This window comes from Pontibacter sp. E15-1 (assembly GCF_022601975.1).
In the GTDB taxonomy this organism is placed as follows: Bacteria; Bacteroidota; Bacteroidia; order Cytophagales; family Hymenobacteraceae; genus Pontibacter.
In genome coordinates, this window is sequence record NZ_JAKVIR010000031.1 from 1 (window position 1) to 15,700 (window position 15,700).

Genomic DNA, 15,700 nt, shown 5'->3' on the forward strand with positions numbered 1-15,700 from the left:
CCCTGAAAACCATAAGTTTTACACCTCAACATGTTGAAAAATAAGGATTTATATCGTTTTTAAGGAGCGACTAATTAGTATATCGGGGGCGCAATTGCAACAGCTTATACCTGTCTTTTGAGTACGTTTCCTAATTTTAAGCACCACCGCACACTTTAAAAGCGGCTCCTCTCCCCTGAAATGACAAATGCCACCCTGTTGCGGCGGCATTTGTCATTTCAGGGGCAGGTGTGCCTCAGGAGAACTTGCGCTCGATCAGGCGGAGAAGCTTGTTCACGTGCTCCTGCTTTTTGCTCCAGTCATACTTGTTGGCCAGGGTCTGCGTCACGTGGCGCTTGGCCGATTCGGCGTCTGTGTACTCGTCCAGTTCCTTCACGGTATGGTAGTAGGTCATGTTGTCGCCGTCAAAGAGCTCGTTGATGAAGCTGAAGCGCTGGTTGATGGAGATCGAGTTTTTCAGCGACTCGATCTTGAGGTTGCTGTGCGAGTCGGCTAGCGAGGCAGACGGGGCCTTCCGGAAATTGTCGTTCAGGGTTGGGCGCACGTTGGCAGGCGTTTCGTCCTCGTTGTCCTCCTCGTCGCGCCGGTAAATGGGCCGGGCGGCCACGGCGACAGGGGCCGAGGCCTCACGCTGCGCGGTATGGATCGGCGAGACAACCTCGCGCTCCCGGAAAGGGGCGGCTGGCGTGGGGGCAGGTATGGGAGTGGCCACCACAGCCGGGGCGGGCTGGCCCGTAATGATCTCCTGCTCCGAAATAGGCAGCAGCGCGTTAAACTTCTGCACCAGGTCTGCCAGCGGCGCGCGCTTGCCCTGGTTGGCGTTCATATACAGCTTAAAGCGGCTCAGGATATACTCCCGGTCGCGGCTGCTGGCCGAGAGGGTGTCTACGAAGCCCGCGAAGAGCGGCTTGTCGATGTCGATGTACTTCAGGTTTTCCTGCAGCTTGGGCAGCGCAATCTCCTCCTGGATGCGCAGAAACTTCTCCTCAAACGTGGTGATGGGGGCGATCACGACCAGGAAGGCGTCGTAAATGGCCTTTTGCAGCAGCGGTTCAAAGGCGTTGCGCTTCATCAGGATCTTGCGCGAGAGCACGTTCATGAAATTCAGCAGCGCCTCCTTCACCTCCTCATGCTCATAATCGAAGTATGGGCTGCGGAGGGTGGCCATTTCCTGGTGCCATTTCAGCAGCAACTCTTTTATCACGAACAGGTTTACCTGCCGGATAGGGGTAAAATTCAGGAGCTGAGGGCCATTCAGGGTGTCGTAGGTGGCAAAGTGGCGGTCGCAAAGCAGATTTGCCAGCTGTTTGCTGTAACGCTCTATGTGTAATTGATTATATTTGTCGTCCATGGGGGTATGCTTTCTCCTGTAAAGTTATAAAATTATGCCGAAGTTGACGGTGCAAAACCTCGCGCAGCTTCAAGTAAAAATTGAGCCGGGGCAAACGCTGCTGCAGGCCCTGCAAGCGCAGGGCACCGACTGGATGCATGCCTGCGGGGGAAAGGGGCGCTGCACCACCTGCCGCATCATTGTGCTGCAGGGGATAGAGCACTTCGGGCCGCTGACCGTGGCTGAAACCCGCTACCGCGAGAAGGGCCGCCTGAAAGAGAACGAACGACTTGCCTGCCAGTGTACATTGGCCCACGGCGACGCCTCCGGAAAAGTGCCCGAGCAGACAAAATTGCCGCACCTGAACTATAGTAGTTAGAAAGTTATAGTAGTTAGAAAGTTAGAGAGTTAAAAGGTTAGAGAGTTGAGACGTTTATCAGTTTAACAATTTAGCCATTTAACAATTAAACCATCGAACCATTAAACCATTCAACATACAGCCATCAAACCAGTTAACCATTACGCTCACCAGCATATCGCCAAAAAATGTTTATTGAACCACGCGTAGGCAACGAGAACCACGCTACCAGAAGAGGATGGATTGAGGTGATCTGCGGGTCGATGTTTTCGGGCAAGACCGAAGAGCTCATTCGCAGGCTGAACCGGGCGAAAATCGCGAAGCAGAAGATAGAGATCTTTAAGCCCACCGTAGACAAGCGCTACCACGACGAGGATGTGGTGTCGCACAACGCCAACGCCATCCGCTCCACGCCCATCGACTTTGCCCAGGACATGCTGCTGCTGGGCGGCAGCTGCGATGTGGTAGGGGTAGACGAGGCGCAGTTTTTTGACGATGGCCTGGCCGAGGTATGCGTAAAGCTGGCCAACAGCGGCGTGCGCGTGATTGCCGCCGGCCTGGACATGGACTATATGGGCAAGCCCTTCGGGCCGATGCCAGCGCTGATGGCCGTGGCTGAGTACGTAACCAAGGTGCATGCCGTGTGCGTGCAGTGCGGCGACATTGCCACGTACTCCTACCGCAGCGCTGCCTCTGAGCAACAGGTGCTTTTAGGGGAGACCGACTCGTACGAGGCCCGCTGCCGCCACTGCTTTGTGGAGGGTATGAAAATCAAGAAATAGGCACTGCCACGTACACGCGTCACGCGGCAGTGCCTGCAAATAGTAAGTCCCATGGAAGCTTCTGCTACAGCGCACAAAAATATTGACTTTGCCTACCGCTGCCTGGTAGCGGTGCTGGCTCTGCTGTTGCTCAGCGGGCAAGGGTATGGGCAAAGCAGCACGCCGCTTGGCAGCTGGCAGGTGCATGTGCCTTACCAGCAGGCAAGGGCCGTGGCCGACGCTGGCGACAGGGTATACGTGGCGGCCCCCAACGGCCTCTTTTACTACGACAAAGAGTTTAACACGACAAAAACAGTATCGAAGGTAGACGGGCTGCGGGAACAGCGGATCAGCACGATTGGCTACGATGCGGCCACGAGCACGCTGGTGATCGCTTACGCCAACACGCAAGTGGACCTGCTGCGCGGCAACACCCTCTACAACATCCCCGACATTTTCCGGAAAACCATCTCCGGCGAAAAGAAAATCAACCGCATAACCATCGCCGACAAGCTGGCCTACCTTTCCACCTCTTTCGGGGTAGTGGTGCTGGACCTGCAGCGGCTTGAAATAAAAAACACCTACAGCAACCTTGGCCCTACCGGGGAGGTGGTGAGCGTGCAGGCCGCCGCCATCCTCCGCGACAGCATTTACGTCTCCACCGACATTGGGCTGCTGGCGGCGCGGCGCGCGGGTGCTAACCTTCAGGATTTTCATAACTGGTCCGGGATGGGCGGCGGCTTGCCGACCCCAAATGCCGCTTCCTCTCTGGCTGCTTTCAACGGGCAGCTGTATGCCGGCACCTCCGGAAACGGGGTATACGCGCTGCATGCCGGAAGCTGGCAGCAGATAGCCGTGGGCGGCAACACGGCTATCCGGAGCCTGACTGCCGCAAACGGCTACCTGGCCATTGCAACACCCGACGGCATTACCCTGCTCCATACCTCCCGGAAAATAACCGCGCTGGCACATGCCCTGCTGGCCCAGCCGCAGGAGGCTGTGGTAGGGAGCGAGGGCAGGCTATGGGTGGCAGACGGAGCAAACGGGCTGGTGCAACTCGCTACCGATGGCACGGGGGCGACGGCATTTGCCCCCAACGGGCCGTATTCCACCAATAGCTTCAGGCTGTATACCCACGGCGGCAAAGCCTACGTGCTGAGTGGGGGCTACAACGAAAGCTACCTGGATGCGAGCATCCACGAGGGTTTTTATGTGTATGAGGAAGGCAGGTGGGTAAACTATAACCAGTTTCTATACCCTGACCCGCAGGCTTACGTACCTGCCCGCGACCTTGTGGCAGCGGCATATAACCCCGTTACCGACAAAATGTACTTCGCGAGTTATGGCAACGGACTGCTGGAGTGGGGCGGACTAGGAAACGCCGTGCTGCACAACAACGGCAACAGCACGCTGGTCAGCTCCCTGACACCGGAAGACCGGAACTATGTGCGCGTGACGGATGTGGCCGTGGATGCGGAGGGAAGCGTGTGGGCCGTAAACCGGAACCAGCTCGCGAACATGCCGGGCTTGCACCGGCTGCAGCCCGACGGCACCTGGAGCGCTTTTGTGCTGCCTGGCGTGGCCGACGGCAGCAACCTCGACAAGCTCCTGATTGACGACTATGGCCGGAAGTGGCTGTCCATCTCCCGCCGCCGCAACACCAAAAGCGGGCTGGTGGTGTTTGACGACACACGCAACCTCGTGCGCTCCCTCTCGGTGGGGGATGGGAACGGGGGGCTTCCGGACGGGGCTGTGTACAGTATGGCCAAGGACCTGAACGGGGATGTATGGGTGGGCACGGCCAACGGCGCGGGCGTATACTACACAACCGAGTTCGTGTTTGAGTCGCAGCCTTATGACGCGCACTTGCCGATCATCAGCGGGCGGCCCCTGCTGAACGGGCAGACCGTGCGGGCGATCGCTGTGGACGGGGCAAACCGCAAATGGATGGGCACCGACAATGGCCTGTGGCTCTTCAGCCCGGATGGCGACGAACTGTTGCGGCACTATACGGCCCAAAACAGCCCGCTGCCTTCTGACAAAGTGCTTTCGGTGGCGGTGGAACATCAGACGGGGGTGGTGTTTGTGGCCACCGAAGGCGGCATTGCCTCCTACCGGGCAGGTGCCACCATCACGGAGGGGAAACCCGAATGCGCCACCGTGTTCCCAAACCCTGTACGCCGTGACTATACTGGCCTGATAGGCGTTTCGGGCTTGCCCAACAATGCGCACGTGCGCATCACCGACATCTCGGGCACACTGGTATACAAAACCAGGGCCACTGGCGGCACGCTCTCCTGGGATGCCCGCGACTACAACGGCAAACGCGTGAAGGCCGGGGTATACCTGGTGATGAGCGCCGACGAAACGGGCGGCCAAACCTGCATCAGCAAAATCGCCGTACTGGAGTAGAGTAGTAAAATTGTTGATTGCTTGTTGTTAATTGTTTTGTCTGCTAAGGTTCAGCGTATCCAGTTTATACTTATATATAGCTGTTTAGGCTCTTGCGAGTTAACCATGTTGCCATTCAGCCATTCAGCCATCTAACTGTTTTCAGCACGTCTGTTTTGCGAAAGCCCTGAATATGCTAGTTAAAACACGAGGTATCGTACTCAACCACATCAAGTACCGCGAAACGTCTGTGATTGCGCGGGTGTATACCGAGGCGCTGGGTGTGCAGTCGTACATCGTGAACGGCGTGCGCAAGAAGGGACCGGGCTCGCGGGTGGCGCTGTTCCAGCCGTTCACGCTGCTGGAGATGGTGGTGTATACCTCGCCCAGAGGCGGCCTGACGCGCATCTCCGAGTTCAAGGTCACCCAGCCTTTCTTTTCCATACCGTTCGATATCCGGAAGAGCAGCATCCTGTTGTTTCTGTCCGAGATGGTATCGCGCACGGTAAAGGAGGAGGAGGAGAACCCGGTGCTGTTTCATTTCCTCTACAACGCCATTATCTTCTTTGATGCGCAGGAGCGGGACTTTGAGAACTTCCACCTGGTGTTTCTGCTGCAGCTCAGCTACCACCTGGGCTTCGGGCCGGGGTCGGGGGCGGAGATTGTAGAGCAGGTGGCCTTCTCGGCTAACGCGCAGTCGGCCACATCGGCCCCCACGGTGCTGGCCATGCAGGCGCACGAGCGGTACTTCGACCTGCTGCTGGGGGAGAGTGCGCCCGGTCTGATCCCGAACGGCCGCGTGCGGCGCGAGCTGCTCGACATCCTCATCCGCTACTACCAGCTGCATGTAGACAAACTGGGCGAGGTTAAGTCGCTGGCCATCCTGTCGGAGGTGCTGGCGGAATAGGGAGCCGGGAGAGGGTATAAACCGGAAGGGGCTAGCACGTGTTTGTGCTGGCCCCTTCCGGTTTATTTCAGATTATCGTGATGGCTATTGAATGCTTATAATCTCAATGTCGAAAATAAGCACTGTGTTAGGAGGGATGCTATAACTTCCCCTAGTGCCATAAGCTAAGTGTGAAGGAATGTACAGGCGGGCCTTCTCACCTACATGCATCAGTTTCACGCCTTCGTCCCAGCCCGAAATCACTTTGTTTGCGCCAATGGGCCTAATCACGAAAGTCTCGTTTCTGTCAACGCTCGAGTCAAATTTAGTACCATCCAACAGTATTCCGGTATAATGCACCTCCACGTTGTCCCCGGATTCAACTTTGGCACCAGTACCCGGCTCCACAAGCTGATAGTATAGCCCGGAGTTCGTCTTAGTCACGGTACTCATGTCCACGTTGTTTTTCTGCAGGTATTCCTGAATCTGCTTGTCGTCCTTCTCGCGCTGTTTTACAGGGTCGAAGGGTTCGTACTCTTTTGCGCAGGAAGCAAGTACTCCGAATGTTACAAAGAGCAGAAGCGCCTGTAGCAGGCGGCTTCTGTTTTTTGCAGTGAACATGATATACTTCATGTTTGGTTGGTTTAAATGGTGATTATTGTTTCTGTACATCCACCAGCTCCACATCGAAGCGGAGGATAGAGTTGGCTGGCATATCCGGACCGCGGTCCTGCTCGCCGTACGCCAGGGGCGAAGGCACAAGCAGGGTGGCCTGGCTGCCTTTGTTCAGCTTCTGGATGGCCTCATCCCAGCCTTTGATCACACGGCCCTGGCCCAGCACAAACTGGAAGGGGTCGCCGTTGCCCATTGGGTTAGAGCGGGAGTTCTCCACTTCCTTGCCATCCAGGAAAGACAGCTTGTAGTGTACCGAAACCTGGTCACCGGCGTTGGCCTGTGGCCCTTTGCCCGGCTGGTTGATCACGTAGTATACCCCAGACTCCGTCTTCTGCACGTTCTGCAGGTTGTTGGTCTTGATGTACTCCTGAATCTTCTCGTCGTCGATCTTGATCTGCTTCTCCGCGTGCACCTGCGCTTCTTTCATCTGCTCCTCCATCATCTTCTGCTGGTCGGCCATGGCCTGCTCTCTCGACTGCACCTTCTCGGCTTTGATAAAGAACGTCAGCTGCGAGCCTGGCTTGATGAACGGAGGCATCGGCTGGGCAAAGGTCTTGGCAAAAAGCGAGTCGGCGTTCACCTTGAACACGCCGCTGTCTCCGGGAGACAGCATCATCAGGGCCTGCTCCAGGCTTCCTTTAAAGGAAGGCTCCATCACCGGGATCATCACGGGCTGGGTTTGTGTGCGCGAGTCGAACAGCACAGAGTCCTCCGCGTTCTGATACGACATCTGCATCGTCACTACCTGGCCTATCTTGGCACCGGTGGAGTCGTCGGCGGCAATCTCACCCTTGTTCTTGTAGGTGCCGTCATCTGACTTCTCATATACTTTATAGGTCAGGCCGTCAGCCGTCGTATAAAATTGGTCATTGTTTTTGTCGCATCCTTGCAACAACAGCGCGCCAGCTAGTACCGGCATCAAAAATTTAGTTTTAGATAGCATTGATATAAGTTGAGATAGATATTACTTGGTTGAAGATGAGGCAGCCTGCTGCAACTGGTCTTTGTAAAGCGGCAACAGGCTCTCGAATTTTTGCACCGTGGCTGCCAGCGGCTCCATCGAGATGCCGCCAGCGGCGTTTTTGTGGCCGCCGCCGTTAAAGTGCGCCCGCGCAAACTCATTGGCAGAAAAATCGCCCACCGAGCGGAACGACATTTTCACGGCCTGCGTCCGGTCAATGATCAGGGCCGCAAAAACGATGCCTTCAATGGAGAGCGCATAGTTCACTAGCCCCTCGGTGTCGCCCGTCTTGGAGTTGTAGGTCTTCAGTTCCTCTGCCGTGATGGGAATGTAGGCGGTCTTGTACTCGGGCAGCACCACCAGCTTCTCCTTCAGGGCATACCCCAGAAAGCGCAGGCGCAGCTCCGTCGAGCTATCATAGATCAGGCGGTGGATGTCCGAGGTTTTCACCCCGATCTGCAGCAGGTCTGCGATGATCAGGTGCACGTTTTGGGTCGTGTTAGGGTGCCGGAAAGAACCCGTGTCCGTCATGATGCCGGCATACAGGCACTCGCCGATGCTGGTGTCGATCAGGTCGGCGTCGCCCATGGCCTTGATCAGGTCATACACGATCTCGGCGGTGGCCGCCGCGCTGGTGTTGGCGTAATCCAGGTCCGCGAAGTCCTCGGGCTGCAGGTGGTGGTCTATCAGCACCTTGGTGCCCGGGGCGTGCCGGATGTACTCGCCCATCTCGTTGATGCGGGAAAGCGTGTTGAAGTCGAGGCAAAAGATCACCTGCGACTCAGCGATAATGCGCTGCACCAGGGCGTCCTTTTTCTCGGTGTATACCACCACGTCGTTGTTGCCTTCCATCCAGTTCAGGAAGTCAGGGTAATCGGAAGGCGTGATCACCGTTACCCGGTGGCCTTTCTTTTTGAGGTAGCCCGCCAAACCCAGCGAGGAGCCTAGCGCGTCCGCGTCTGGTTTATGGTGCGTGGTGATCATCACCTCTTTAGGCTCCTGCAAAAGTTCCTTCAGCGCATTGATATTGTGCATACTATCGTTTTAAATCCTCTGATTAATAAGGATATAAGGCGCGAATTTCAGCATAAAATACTTCATAAACAATAAAATGACGCCTTAGCAGTGCCACAGTGCCGCTAAACAGGGCGCCGGGGAATGGGTATGGGTATAAAAGTATACCGTGAAAGTATGCTGATTTCGCACAAAATGCCCTACTTTTGCAGTCCCAAATTAGACGTATAACTTTTAAGATTTAAGAAAGATGGCCGGAAACATCACATTTACCATGATTAAGCCAGACGCGGTGGCAGAAAACCACATTGGCGGCATTACACAAATGATTGAGCAAGGCGGCTTCCGTGTTGTGGCAATGAAAAAGACAAAGCTGACGCCCGAGCGCGCCGGCAAGTTTTACGAAGTGCACAAAGAGCGCCCTTTCTACGCCGACCTGGTAAGCTATATGTCTTCCGGCCCTATCGTGGCGATGATTCTGGAGAAAGACAACGCAGTGGAAGACTTCCGCAAGCTGATCGGTGCCACCAACCCGGCCCAGGCGGAGGAAGGCACCATCCGTAAGAAATACGCCAAGTCTATCGAGGCAAACGCCGTTCACGGCTCTGACTCTGACGAGAACGCGCAGATCGAAGGCGATTTCTACTTCACTGCCGACGAGCGTTTCTAAGCGATCAGGTTTTAGAATCGCACTTATTGATAAAAAGCCTCCTGGCCAGTATGGCCAGGAGGCTTTTGCTTTTTTATGCCTTTTGCCAAAACAACGGCGGCCAGCACCCTAAGATGCTGGCCGCCGCTGTTCTGCCGGAGCGCGACTACTTTCGCGGAATCACGAAACGCTGGCCCGGATGAATCAGGTCGGCGTTCGGGCCGATCAGTTCTTTGTTTGCCTCATATATGCGCTTCCAGTCGTTTGCGTCGCCGTAGTGCTGCTTGGCTATTTTAGAGAGCGAGTCGCCGCTTTTCACGGTATAAATGTCCTGGTCGGGCATCGCGGTTGCCGCCTTGTTGGGTTCGCTCTTGTTCAGAAACGTGTGGTCAGAATTTCCCGGTGTGGTTGCCTTTTGTGTGCTTTTTGGCGCAGCGGCAGGTTTCGCCGGTTCTTCCTTCCCTTTTTTAAAGAAATCCATCAGTCCCATAGCTCTATGTCGTTTAGTTTAGAAGTCAAATGTTAGGTATACAGCGAGTTACTGTTATTTTAGGTATAACCGCTTAGGTAAGTTACGCCAAATGAGGCGGTTAGTTGCTTACGGTCTTTGGCAACTGCTAGTTGCCAAAGACCGTAAGCAACCTACATGCATTTACAGGCACTTAGCTGATGCACCTATATAAACGATAAGACGATGAAAAAAACACAGAGAATGAACCACCTCAAGCATACATTGCATGCCGTGCTGGTGCTGCTTTTTGTGGTAACGCTGGCGAGTTGCGGCGGCGAAGACAAAGTAGGCACCGAAAACATGATTTCCGGGCCGACCAGCAAAACCTGGGTTGCCGATAAAGAGCTGAACGCCGCAGGCGACAAGGAGAAGCTGTCGTCGGCTGAGAAAGATCAAACGATGCAGTTTTATGCGGATGGCCGCTTCGCGATGGGCGGTGGCGGGTCGCTGCAAACCGGCACCTGGACGTTTGACCAAGCCGCCAAACGCATTTCCCTACAGATGGAGGGGAGCGATATGACGGAGAGCTTTGAAGTGACAAAACTTACGGAAGACAAGATTCACCTGAAGGCCCCGGACGGCTCTGTGATGCAACTGGAAACGAAGTAGCAACTCTTTTCCCTGCTTGGAGTATAGCAGGGTAAGGTTTCGATTTTTAGGCGGCAGTCTGCGGTAAAGCAGGCTGCCGCTTTATTTTTGGAGCAGGGGCCGCATGGCCAGCAGTCCCGCCACTGGGCCCACCGCCAGGAACACGAAAACACTGTGCGGGGCCATAAACGTGAGCAGGTGGCCAAGCAACTGGATGCTGCCAATGGTGATGGCAAAACCGAGCGAGGTAACCACTGTAAGCGCCGTGCCTACCAGCTGTGGAGGGGCCGTTCTAGCCGTAAGTGCCGAGAATTGCGGCGAGTCGCCGGCCACCACCACGCCCCAGAAGAGCAGAAAAGGCAGCAGTAGGGCAGGCTCCTGCAGCACCCACACCGACAACACACAGCAAACCCCCGACAGCAGCAGCTGCACAAACGCCACCCGCCCGCTTCCCCAGCGCTGCGACAGGTATCCGCCCGAAATACAGCCCACGGCACCGGCTGCAATCACATAAAAGCTATACACCGACAGCTGCCCCTGCGAGGTGCCCGGCAGCACATGCGCCAGCACATAAGGCACAAATGCCCAGAAGGCATATAGCTCCCACATGTGCCCGAAATAGCCAAAGGCGGCGGCCCGTAGCTCTCGCACCCGAAATATTTCCAGGATATTGCCCACCCTGAACGTTGCGCCTTTGGCCATGTAGGGTCCGTCGGGCACCAACACATACATCAGCACGCCGCCAAGGGCTGCCAACGCGCTGACTCCCAACAGCATGCTTTGCCACGGCAACGAGGCACCCAGGCCGCGCAGCAGGTGCGGGAAGGCAGTGCCCAGCACCAGTGCGCCCACCAGGTAGCCAATGGCTTTTCCCAGCTTGCCGCTATACCAGCTGGCGGCTATTTTCATACCCACCGGGTAGATGCCCGCCAGCAGAAAGCCCGTGATGCCGCGCAGCACAAGCACACCTGCCACACTGGTAGCCGAAAAAAGCACCAGGGCGTTGGCTGCAGCGCCCAGCAGCGCGCACAGCAGAAACAGCAGCCTTGGCGACACACGGTCGGCTAGCGCGAGGAAGGCGAAGCACAACGTGCCGAGGATGAAGCCCAACTGCACCGCCGACGTAAGCAGCGCAAACGCGCCCTCCTGCAGTTGCAGCGATGCCTGCAGCTCGGGCAGTACCGCATTGCCCGCAAACCACAGCGAGGTGCCGGCAAACTGCGAAAAAACAATGGTGGGCAGGATACGGGCGGGGGCTGGCGCAAGCGTGGCAGTTTGTGGCATGAGGGATTTAGCGGAGTTTAGAGAACTGAAGCATCAGAAAGTGGGAGGGCCGAAACCCAGGAATGGCAAGGGGTATAAATCGTAACAGGCGATCTATATGACTTTCATGATTTCTTTTGCGGAATGATTATCCGAAAATAGTTTCTGCATATTTTTCCAGAGCTTTTCGGGTTTCATAGCTACGTTCAAACATACCCATGTGGCCGGTTTTGGCAAGAAAGCAAACCATGCTGTTGGCAGGCAGGTGGCATTGCTCCAGTGCTTTGTCAAGCGGCACGGCGGCATCGTCTTTCCCGAAGATAAAGAGTACAGGATACCTTGATTCCCGCAACACATGGGTGCGGTCCGGGCGGTCGCGCATGGCAGCCAGGGCACCTATGACCGATGCCTTTGGCGTCAGACGGCCGATTTCCTTCAGCGCGGCTATTTCTGTTTTCAACCGGTCACGGTTTTCGCGGAAGAAGAGCGGCTCCACAAACGGGTTGATGAAGTTCGCTACGCCATGGCGCTCCACATAGGAAATGGTTTTGTCGCGATTTTCCTTTTTCTCGTCGGTATCGGGCAGGGCCGAGGAATGGAAGAGGCAAAGGCCCTGTAGCATACCGCCGTACTTTGCGGCAAAAGCCAGGCTCACGTAGCCCCCCATCGAGTGGCCAACCAGAATGCACTTTTTTATACCCAGCTCCTTTAACTGGCGCATCACGTCCTCAACCTGACTCTCCATACCTAGGTCGTCGCTGAGGAGGGTGTTGTCGCCGTGGCCGGGCAAGTCCAGTGCCACGGTCCGGAACTGCTGCTGCAGCGGCTTCATAAACTCGGCCCATACCTGTTTGCTCTCACAGAAGCCGTGCAGGAAAACCAGGGCATCGCCGGAACCGGCATCTATATATGTTTTCGCCATTTCGTCTGAGTCAGGATGTATAGGGTTTTAGGATAATCAGTATAAAGTAACAAATCTAATTATACCTTATCATACCTTCCGCTGTTGCTGTCTGCCCAAAAGTAATCCCACCAATCCTAAAATCCAGTACATCCTGACTCATACAACAAAAAAAGCCTCACACGTTTCGGAACGCAGTGAGGCTTTTTCTTTCAGGTTTATGACCAACTCTATACCTTCACCGGCACACCCAGCAGTTCGCGTACCGTGTTTTCGATGTCGGATGGGGCAAAGCCGGCTTCTTTGTGCAGCTCCAGCTGAGAGCCGTGCTCAAAAATCGTGTCGGGTATACCCAGGCGCTTAACCTGCGCAGTATAGCCGTTGTCTACCATAAACTCGAGCACGGCACTTCCGAAACCGCCCTGCAGGCAGCCGTCTTCCACCGTGATCACTTTGTTGTATTTGCTGAAGACATGGTGCAAGAGTTCCGCGTCGAGCGGCTTGGCAAAGCGCATGTCGTAGTGGCCTGGGGTTATGCCGTCATAGCGCAGCTTCTTGCACACATCCACGGCATAATTGCCGATATGGCCGAAGGTTAAAATAGCGACTTCCTCGCCTTCCTGCACGGTGCGGCCTTTGCCTATCTCAATCGCCTCCAGCGGGGTGCGCCAGTTCGGCATCACGCCCTCACCGCGCGGGTAGCGGATGGTAAAGGGGCCTGCGCCATCCTGTGTGGCGGTATACATGAGGTTGCGCAGTTCCTGCTCGTTCATCGGGGCCGACACCACCATGTTCGGGATGCAGCGCATGTAGGCAATGTCGTAGGCGCCGTGGTGTGTGGGGCCGTCGGCACCGGCAAACCCGGCACGGTCGAGGCAGAAAACCACGGGTAGGTTCTGGAGGCACACATCGTGCACCACCTGATCGTAGCCGCGTTGCATAAAAGTGCTGTAGATGTTACAGAACGGAATCAGGCCCTGCGTGGCGAGGCCGGCAGAGAAGGTAACCGCATGCTGCTCGGCAATGCCCACGTCAAAGGCACGGTCGGGCATGGCTTTCATCATGATATTGAGCGAGCAGCCGGACGGCATGGCGGGCGTTACGCCCATGATCTTTGGATTCTGCTCGGCCAGCTCCACAATGGTATGGCCAAACACATCCTGGTACTTGGGCGGCTGCGGCTGGTCATAATGCTTCTTATAAATCTCGCCGGTAATCTTATCGAACAAACCCGGCGCGTGCCACTTGGTCTGGTCTTTTTCGGCGAGGTCGAAGCCTTTGCCCTTGGTGGTGAGGCAATGCAATATTTTTGGGCCGGGGATATGCTTGAGGTCTTCCATCACCGACACCAGGTGGTCGATGTCGTGGCCGTCTATCGGGCCGAAGTAGCGGAAATTGAGGCCTTCGAAGAGGTTGCTCTGCTTCAAGATAGCCGCCTTCACACCGCTCTCGATCTTGGAAACGATCTGGCGCGCGTCGGGGCCAAACTTGCTGATCTTGCCCAGGATCTTCCATACCTCGTCGCGCATCTTGTTGTAGGTGCGGGAGGTGGTGATGTCGGTGAGGTATTCTTTCAGCGCGCCCACGTTCGGGTCGATGCTCATGCAATTGTCGTTGAGCACCACCAGCAGGTTGGCATTTGCCACGCCGCCATGGTTCAGGGCCTCAAAGGCCATTCCGCCCGTCATGGCACCGTCGCCGATCACGGCAATGTGCTGGCGCTTCCCCTCGCCTTTGTACTTAGAGGCAACAGCCATACCCAGTGCCGCCGAGATGGAGGTGCTGGAGTGGCCCACGCCAAAGGTATCGTACTCGCTTTCTTTTCTTTTCGGGAACCCGGAGATGCCGCCGTACTTGCGGTTGGTATGGAAAATGTCGCGGCGGCCAGTCAGGATCTTGTGCCCGTAAGCCTGGTGCCCCACATCCCATACCAGTTGGTCGTAAGGGGTGTTAAAGACATAGTGCAACGCAGTCGTCAGTTCCACCACGCCAAGGCTGGCACCGAAGTGGCCACCGTGTATCGAAACGACATCGATGATATACTGCCTCAGTTCCTGGCATACCTGCAACAGTTGGGCCTCCTTCAGCTTCCGAAGGTCGGCAGGTGTGTTGATAGAGGCCAGTAGCTCTCCGGGTTGAATAATCATAGAATTGTCTTTTATAGACCTCTAACAAAATAACTTAGCGAAAGTTCGGCAGGGCCGGGGGCCTGCACGCGCAGCTAACGGGTAAAGTTAATAAATTAAAATAACACCAGCCGTCTTCCGGGTCGTTCTGTTGCATACGGAGCCGCAGTAGAAAAGTCAGGCCTTATATATGGGTACTGTTATATATAATTTAGCGTACTTGCCAGGAGGCGCTCGACGCGAAGTTGCTGTCTGTGAATTGCACTGAATGCGGCTGGCCATACAGGTTTTGGGGCGAAGTGCCTGTACATAAGGAGGGTATGGCGGGGTGCTGCCTGGCCTGGCCCATTTGCGGCAAAGGTTCTGAACCATGCCTGTCCTGCTTTTGGTTGTACCAGCAAGCGACATAGCAGGCATGTGCCGAAAATCCTTAATTTTGTAGAACGCGCTGTGGCAGGCGCCTCATTTATAATGCTTAAAAGGTGAGTTTCGAGATTAAATTACCGTTGTTTGAAGGCCCCTTCGATTTGCTGCTCTTCTTTATCGAGCGCGACGAACTGGATATACATGATATTCCGATCTTCCAGATCACGAATGAGTTTCTGGGATATTTGCAACAACTGGAACAGCTTAACATAGAGGTGGCCAGTGATTTTATACTGGTGGCCGCCACGCTGATGCGCATCAAGGCCAAAATGCTGCTTCCGCGCGCCGACAAGGACGAGGAGGGCAACGAGATTGACCCGCGCGAGGAACTGGTGCAGCACCTGCTGGAGTATAAAAAGTACAAGAGCGCCATTCCCGAACTCCTCCAGATGGAGGAGCAGCGCATGGCGCAGGAGAGCCGGGGCAACCTGCACGAGGAGCTGGAGCAGGTGGCCAAGGCAAACCACTTCGAGTACGAGTTGCAGGACCTGAGCCTGTATAAGCTGATGCGCGTGTTTGAGAAGGTGATGGTGCGCTACGACGAGGAGCAGAGCAAACCGAAGCACACCGTAATCTCGTACCCATACACCATCGAGGAGCAGCGCGACCTGATCCTGCGCATGGTGACGGAGCGCAGCCAGCTGGCCTTCTCGCAGCTGATGGAGGCCTATCCCGAAAAGATTGGGATGATCTTTAACTTCCTGGCCATCCTCGACATGCTGCAGCTCAACCTGATCGGGGTGGAGGTGGGCGACGGCTTCAACGATTTCATCATTAAGGTGGCCGAGGGGCAGGCTACCCAGGTCACGCAGCTGCTGGTGGCGGAGTAGCTGCTCCTGCAGTATAAAGTGCCTGCCTGT

15 protein-coding genes are annotated in these 15,700 nt (G+C 55.7%); 7 read left to right on the top strand and 8 right to left on the bottom strand.

Annotated elements, in window-relative coordinates; genetic code table 11:
• Positions 1 to 235: 235 nt before the first annotated feature.
• Positions 236 to 1,351: a hypothetical protein gene (locus MKJ04_RS19025; protein WP_241643252.1), complete on the bottom strand. Its 1,116-nt coding sequence runs from the start codon at positions 1,349 to 1,351 to the stop codon at positions 236 to 238.
• A gap of 34 nt (positions 1,352 to 1,385) precedes the next feature.
• On the opposite strand from MKJ04_RS19025, the gene MKJ04_RS19030 reads away from it, so the two are divergent.
• From MKJ04_RS19030 to recO, 4 genes are all read left to right on the top strand, one after another.
• Positions 1,386 to 1,709 (top strand): 2Fe-2S iron-sulfur cluster-binding protein, encoded by a 324-nt coding sequence (locus MKJ04_RS19030; RefSeq protein ID WP_241643253.1) that lies wholly within the window; start codon positions 1,386 to 1,388, stop codon positions 1,707 to 1,709.
• Positions 1,710 to 1,876: 167 nt separating this feature from the next.
• Positions 1,877 to 2,470 (top strand): thymidine kinase, encoded by a 594-nt coding sequence (locus tag MKJ04_RS19035; RefSeq protein ID WP_241643254.1) that lies wholly within the window; start codon positions 1,877 to 1,879, stop codon positions 2,468 to 2,470.
• A 51-nt stretch (positions 2,471 to 2,521) separates the two neighbouring features.
• Positions 2,522 to 4,861, top strand: a complete 2,340-nt coding sequence (locus MKJ04_RS19040) for a T9SS type A sorting domain-containing protein (protein WP_241643255.1) — start codon at positions 2,522 to 2,524, stop codon at positions 4,859 to 4,861.
• 172 nt (positions 4,862 to 5,033) lie between these two features.
• Positions 5,034 to 5,747, top strand: a complete 714-nt coding sequence (gene recO / locus MKJ04_RS19045) for a DNA repair protein RecO (RefSeq protein WP_241643256.1) — start codon at positions 5,034 to 5,036, stop codon at positions 5,745 to 5,747.
• Positions 5,748 to 5,831: 84 nt separating this feature from the next.
• Here recO and MKJ04_RS19050 read toward each other — a convergent pair whose 3' ends face one another.
• The 3 genes from MKJ04_RS19050 to MKJ04_RS19060 are packed head-to-tail and all read right to left on the bottom strand — an operon-like array spanning position 5,832 to position 8,397.
• Positions 5,832 to 6,359 carry an FKBP-type peptidyl-prolyl cis-trans isomerase gene (locus tag MKJ04_RS19050; RefSeq protein ID WP_241643257.1) on the bottom strand — a complete coding sequence of 176 codons (528 nt, stop codon included), beginning with the start codon at positions 6,357 to 6,359 and terminating at the stop codon, positions 5,832 to 5,834.
• Positions 6,360 to 6,381: 22 nt separating this feature from the next.
• A complete protein-coding gene (locus MKJ04_RS19055; RefSeq protein WP_241643258.1) occupies positions 6,382 to 7,320 on the bottom strand; it encodes an FKBP-type peptidyl-prolyl cis-trans isomerase in 939 nt (312 codons plus the stop codon).
• 45 nt (positions 7,321 to 7,365) lie between these two features.
• Positions 7,366 to 8,397 (bottom strand): DHH family phosphoesterase, encoded by a 1,032-nt coding sequence (locus tag MKJ04_RS19060; RefSeq protein WP_241643259.1) that lies wholly within the window; start codon positions 8,395 to 8,397, stop codon positions 7,366 to 7,368.
• A 229-nt stretch (positions 8,398 to 8,626) separates the two neighbouring features.
• On the opposite strand from MKJ04_RS19060, the gene MKJ04_RS19065 reads away from it, so the two are divergent.
• The gene (locus MKJ04_RS19065) at positions 8,627 to 9,046 is read left to right on the top strand and encodes a nucleoside-diphosphate kinase (protein ID WP_241643260.1); all 420 of its coding nucleotides are present in this window, start codon (positions 8,627 to 8,629) and stop codon (positions 9,044 to 9,046) included.
• Positions 9,047 to 9,191: 145 nt separating this feature from the next.
• On the opposite strand, the gene MKJ04_RS19070 is transcribed toward MKJ04_RS19065, so the two are convergent.
• Positions 9,192 to 9,515 carry a LysM peptidoglycan-binding domain-containing protein gene (locus MKJ04_RS19070; RefSeq protein ID WP_241643261.1) on the bottom strand — a complete coding sequence of 108 codons (324 nt, stop codon included), beginning with the start codon at positions 9,513 to 9,515 and terminating at the stop codon, positions 9,192 to 9,194.
• A gap of 204 nt (positions 9,516 to 9,719) precedes the next feature.
• On the opposite strand from MKJ04_RS19070, the gene MKJ04_RS19075 reads away from it, so the two are divergent.
• Complete coding sequence (locus MKJ04_RS19075; protein WP_241643262.1) at positions 9,720 to 10,145, top strand: hypothetical protein; 426 nt, start codon at positions 9,720 to 9,722, stop codon at positions 10,143 to 10,145.
• Between the two features lie 81 nt (positions 10,146 to 10,226).
• On the opposite strand, the gene MKJ04_RS19080 is transcribed toward MKJ04_RS19075, so the two are convergent.
• The 3 genes from MKJ04_RS19080 to dxs form a co-directional block, all read right to left on the bottom strand.
• Positions 10,227 to 11,408 (bottom strand): MFS transporter, encoded by a 1,182-nt coding sequence (locus tag MKJ04_RS19080; protein WP_241643263.1) that lies wholly within the window; start codon positions 11,406 to 11,408, stop codon positions 10,227 to 10,229.
• 127 nt (positions 11,409 to 11,535) lie between these two features.
• Positions 11,536 to 12,309, bottom strand: a complete 774-nt coding sequence (locus tag MKJ04_RS19085) for an alpha/beta fold hydrolase (RefSeq protein WP_241643264.1) — start codon at positions 12,307 to 12,309, stop codon at positions 11,536 to 11,538.
• A gap of 209 nt (positions 12,310 to 12,518) precedes the next feature.
• Positions 12,519 to 14,435, bottom strand: coding sequence for a 1-deoxy-D-xylulose-5-phosphate synthase (dxs, locus tag MKJ04_RS19090; protein WP_241643265.1), 1,917 nt, complete (start codon positions 14,433 to 14,435; stop codon positions 12,519 to 12,521).
• Positions 14,436 to 14,896: 461 nt separating this feature from the next.
• Here dxs and MKJ04_RS19095 point away from each other — a divergent pair, with 461 nt between their 5' ends.
• On the top strand, positions 14,897 to 15,670 hold the full coding sequence (locus tag MKJ04_RS19095) for a segregation and condensation protein A (RefSeq protein WP_241643266.1): 774 nt from the start codon (positions 14,897 to 14,899) through the stop codon (positions 15,668 to 15,670).
• Positions 15,671 to 15,700 lie beyond the last annotated feature (30 nt).

Excerpts from the sequence above, each read along its gene's own strand:
- MKJ04_RS19025 (WP_241643252.1), bottom strand. The coding sequence starts at position 1,351 with ATGGACGACAAATATAATCAATTACACATAGAGCGTTACAGCAAACAG.
- MKJ04_RS19030 (WP_241643253.1), top strand. The coding sequence starts at position 1,386 with ATGCCGAAGTTGACGGTGCAAAACCTCGCGCAGCTTCAAGTAAAAATT.
- MKJ04_RS19035 (WP_241643254.1), top strand. The coding sequence starts at position 1,877 with ATGTTTATTGAACCACGCGTAGGCAACGAGAACCACGCTACCAGAAGA.
- MKJ04_RS19040 (WP_241643255.1), top strand. The coding sequence starts at position 2,522 with ATGGAAGCTTCTGCTACAGCGCACAAAAATATTGACTTTGCCTACCGC.
- recO (WP_241643256.1), top strand. The coding sequence starts at position 5,034 with ATGCTAGTTAAAACACGAGGTATCGTACTCAACCACATCAAGTACCGC.
- MKJ04_RS19050 (WP_241643257.1), bottom strand. The coding sequence starts at position 6,359 with ATGAAGTATATCATGTTCACTGCAAAAAACAGAAGCCGCCTGCTACAG.
- MKJ04_RS19055 (WP_241643258.1), bottom strand. The coding sequence starts at position 7,320 with ATGCCGGTACTAGCTGGCGCGCTGTTGTTGCAAGGATGCGACAAAAAC.
- MKJ04_RS19060 (WP_241643259.1), bottom strand. The coding sequence starts at position 8,397 with ATGCACAATATCAATGCGCTGAAGGAACTTTTGCAGGAGCCTAAAGAG.
- MKJ04_RS19065 (WP_241643260.1), top strand. The coding sequence starts at position 8,627 with ATGGCCGGAAACATCACATTTACCATGATTAAGCCAGACGCGGTGGCA.
- MKJ04_RS19070 (WP_241643261.1), bottom strand. The coding sequence starts at position 9,515 with ATGGGACTGATGGATTTCTTTAAAAAAGGGAAGGAAGAACCGGCGAAA.
- MKJ04_RS19075 (WP_241643262.1), top strand. The coding sequence starts at position 9,720 with ATGAAAAAAACACAGAGAATGAACCACCTCAAGCATACATTGCATGCC.
- MKJ04_RS19080 (WP_241643263.1), bottom strand. The coding sequence starts at position 11,408 with ATGCCACAAACTGCCACGCTTGCGCCAGCCCCCGCCCGTATCCTGCCC.
- MKJ04_RS19085 (WP_241643264.1), bottom strand. The coding sequence starts at position 12,309 with ATGGCGAAAACATATATAGATGCCGGTTCCGGCGATGCCCTGGTTTTC.
- dxs (WP_241643265.1), bottom strand. The coding sequence starts at position 14,435 with ATGATTATTCAACCCGGAGAGCTACTGGCCTCTATCAACACACCTGCC.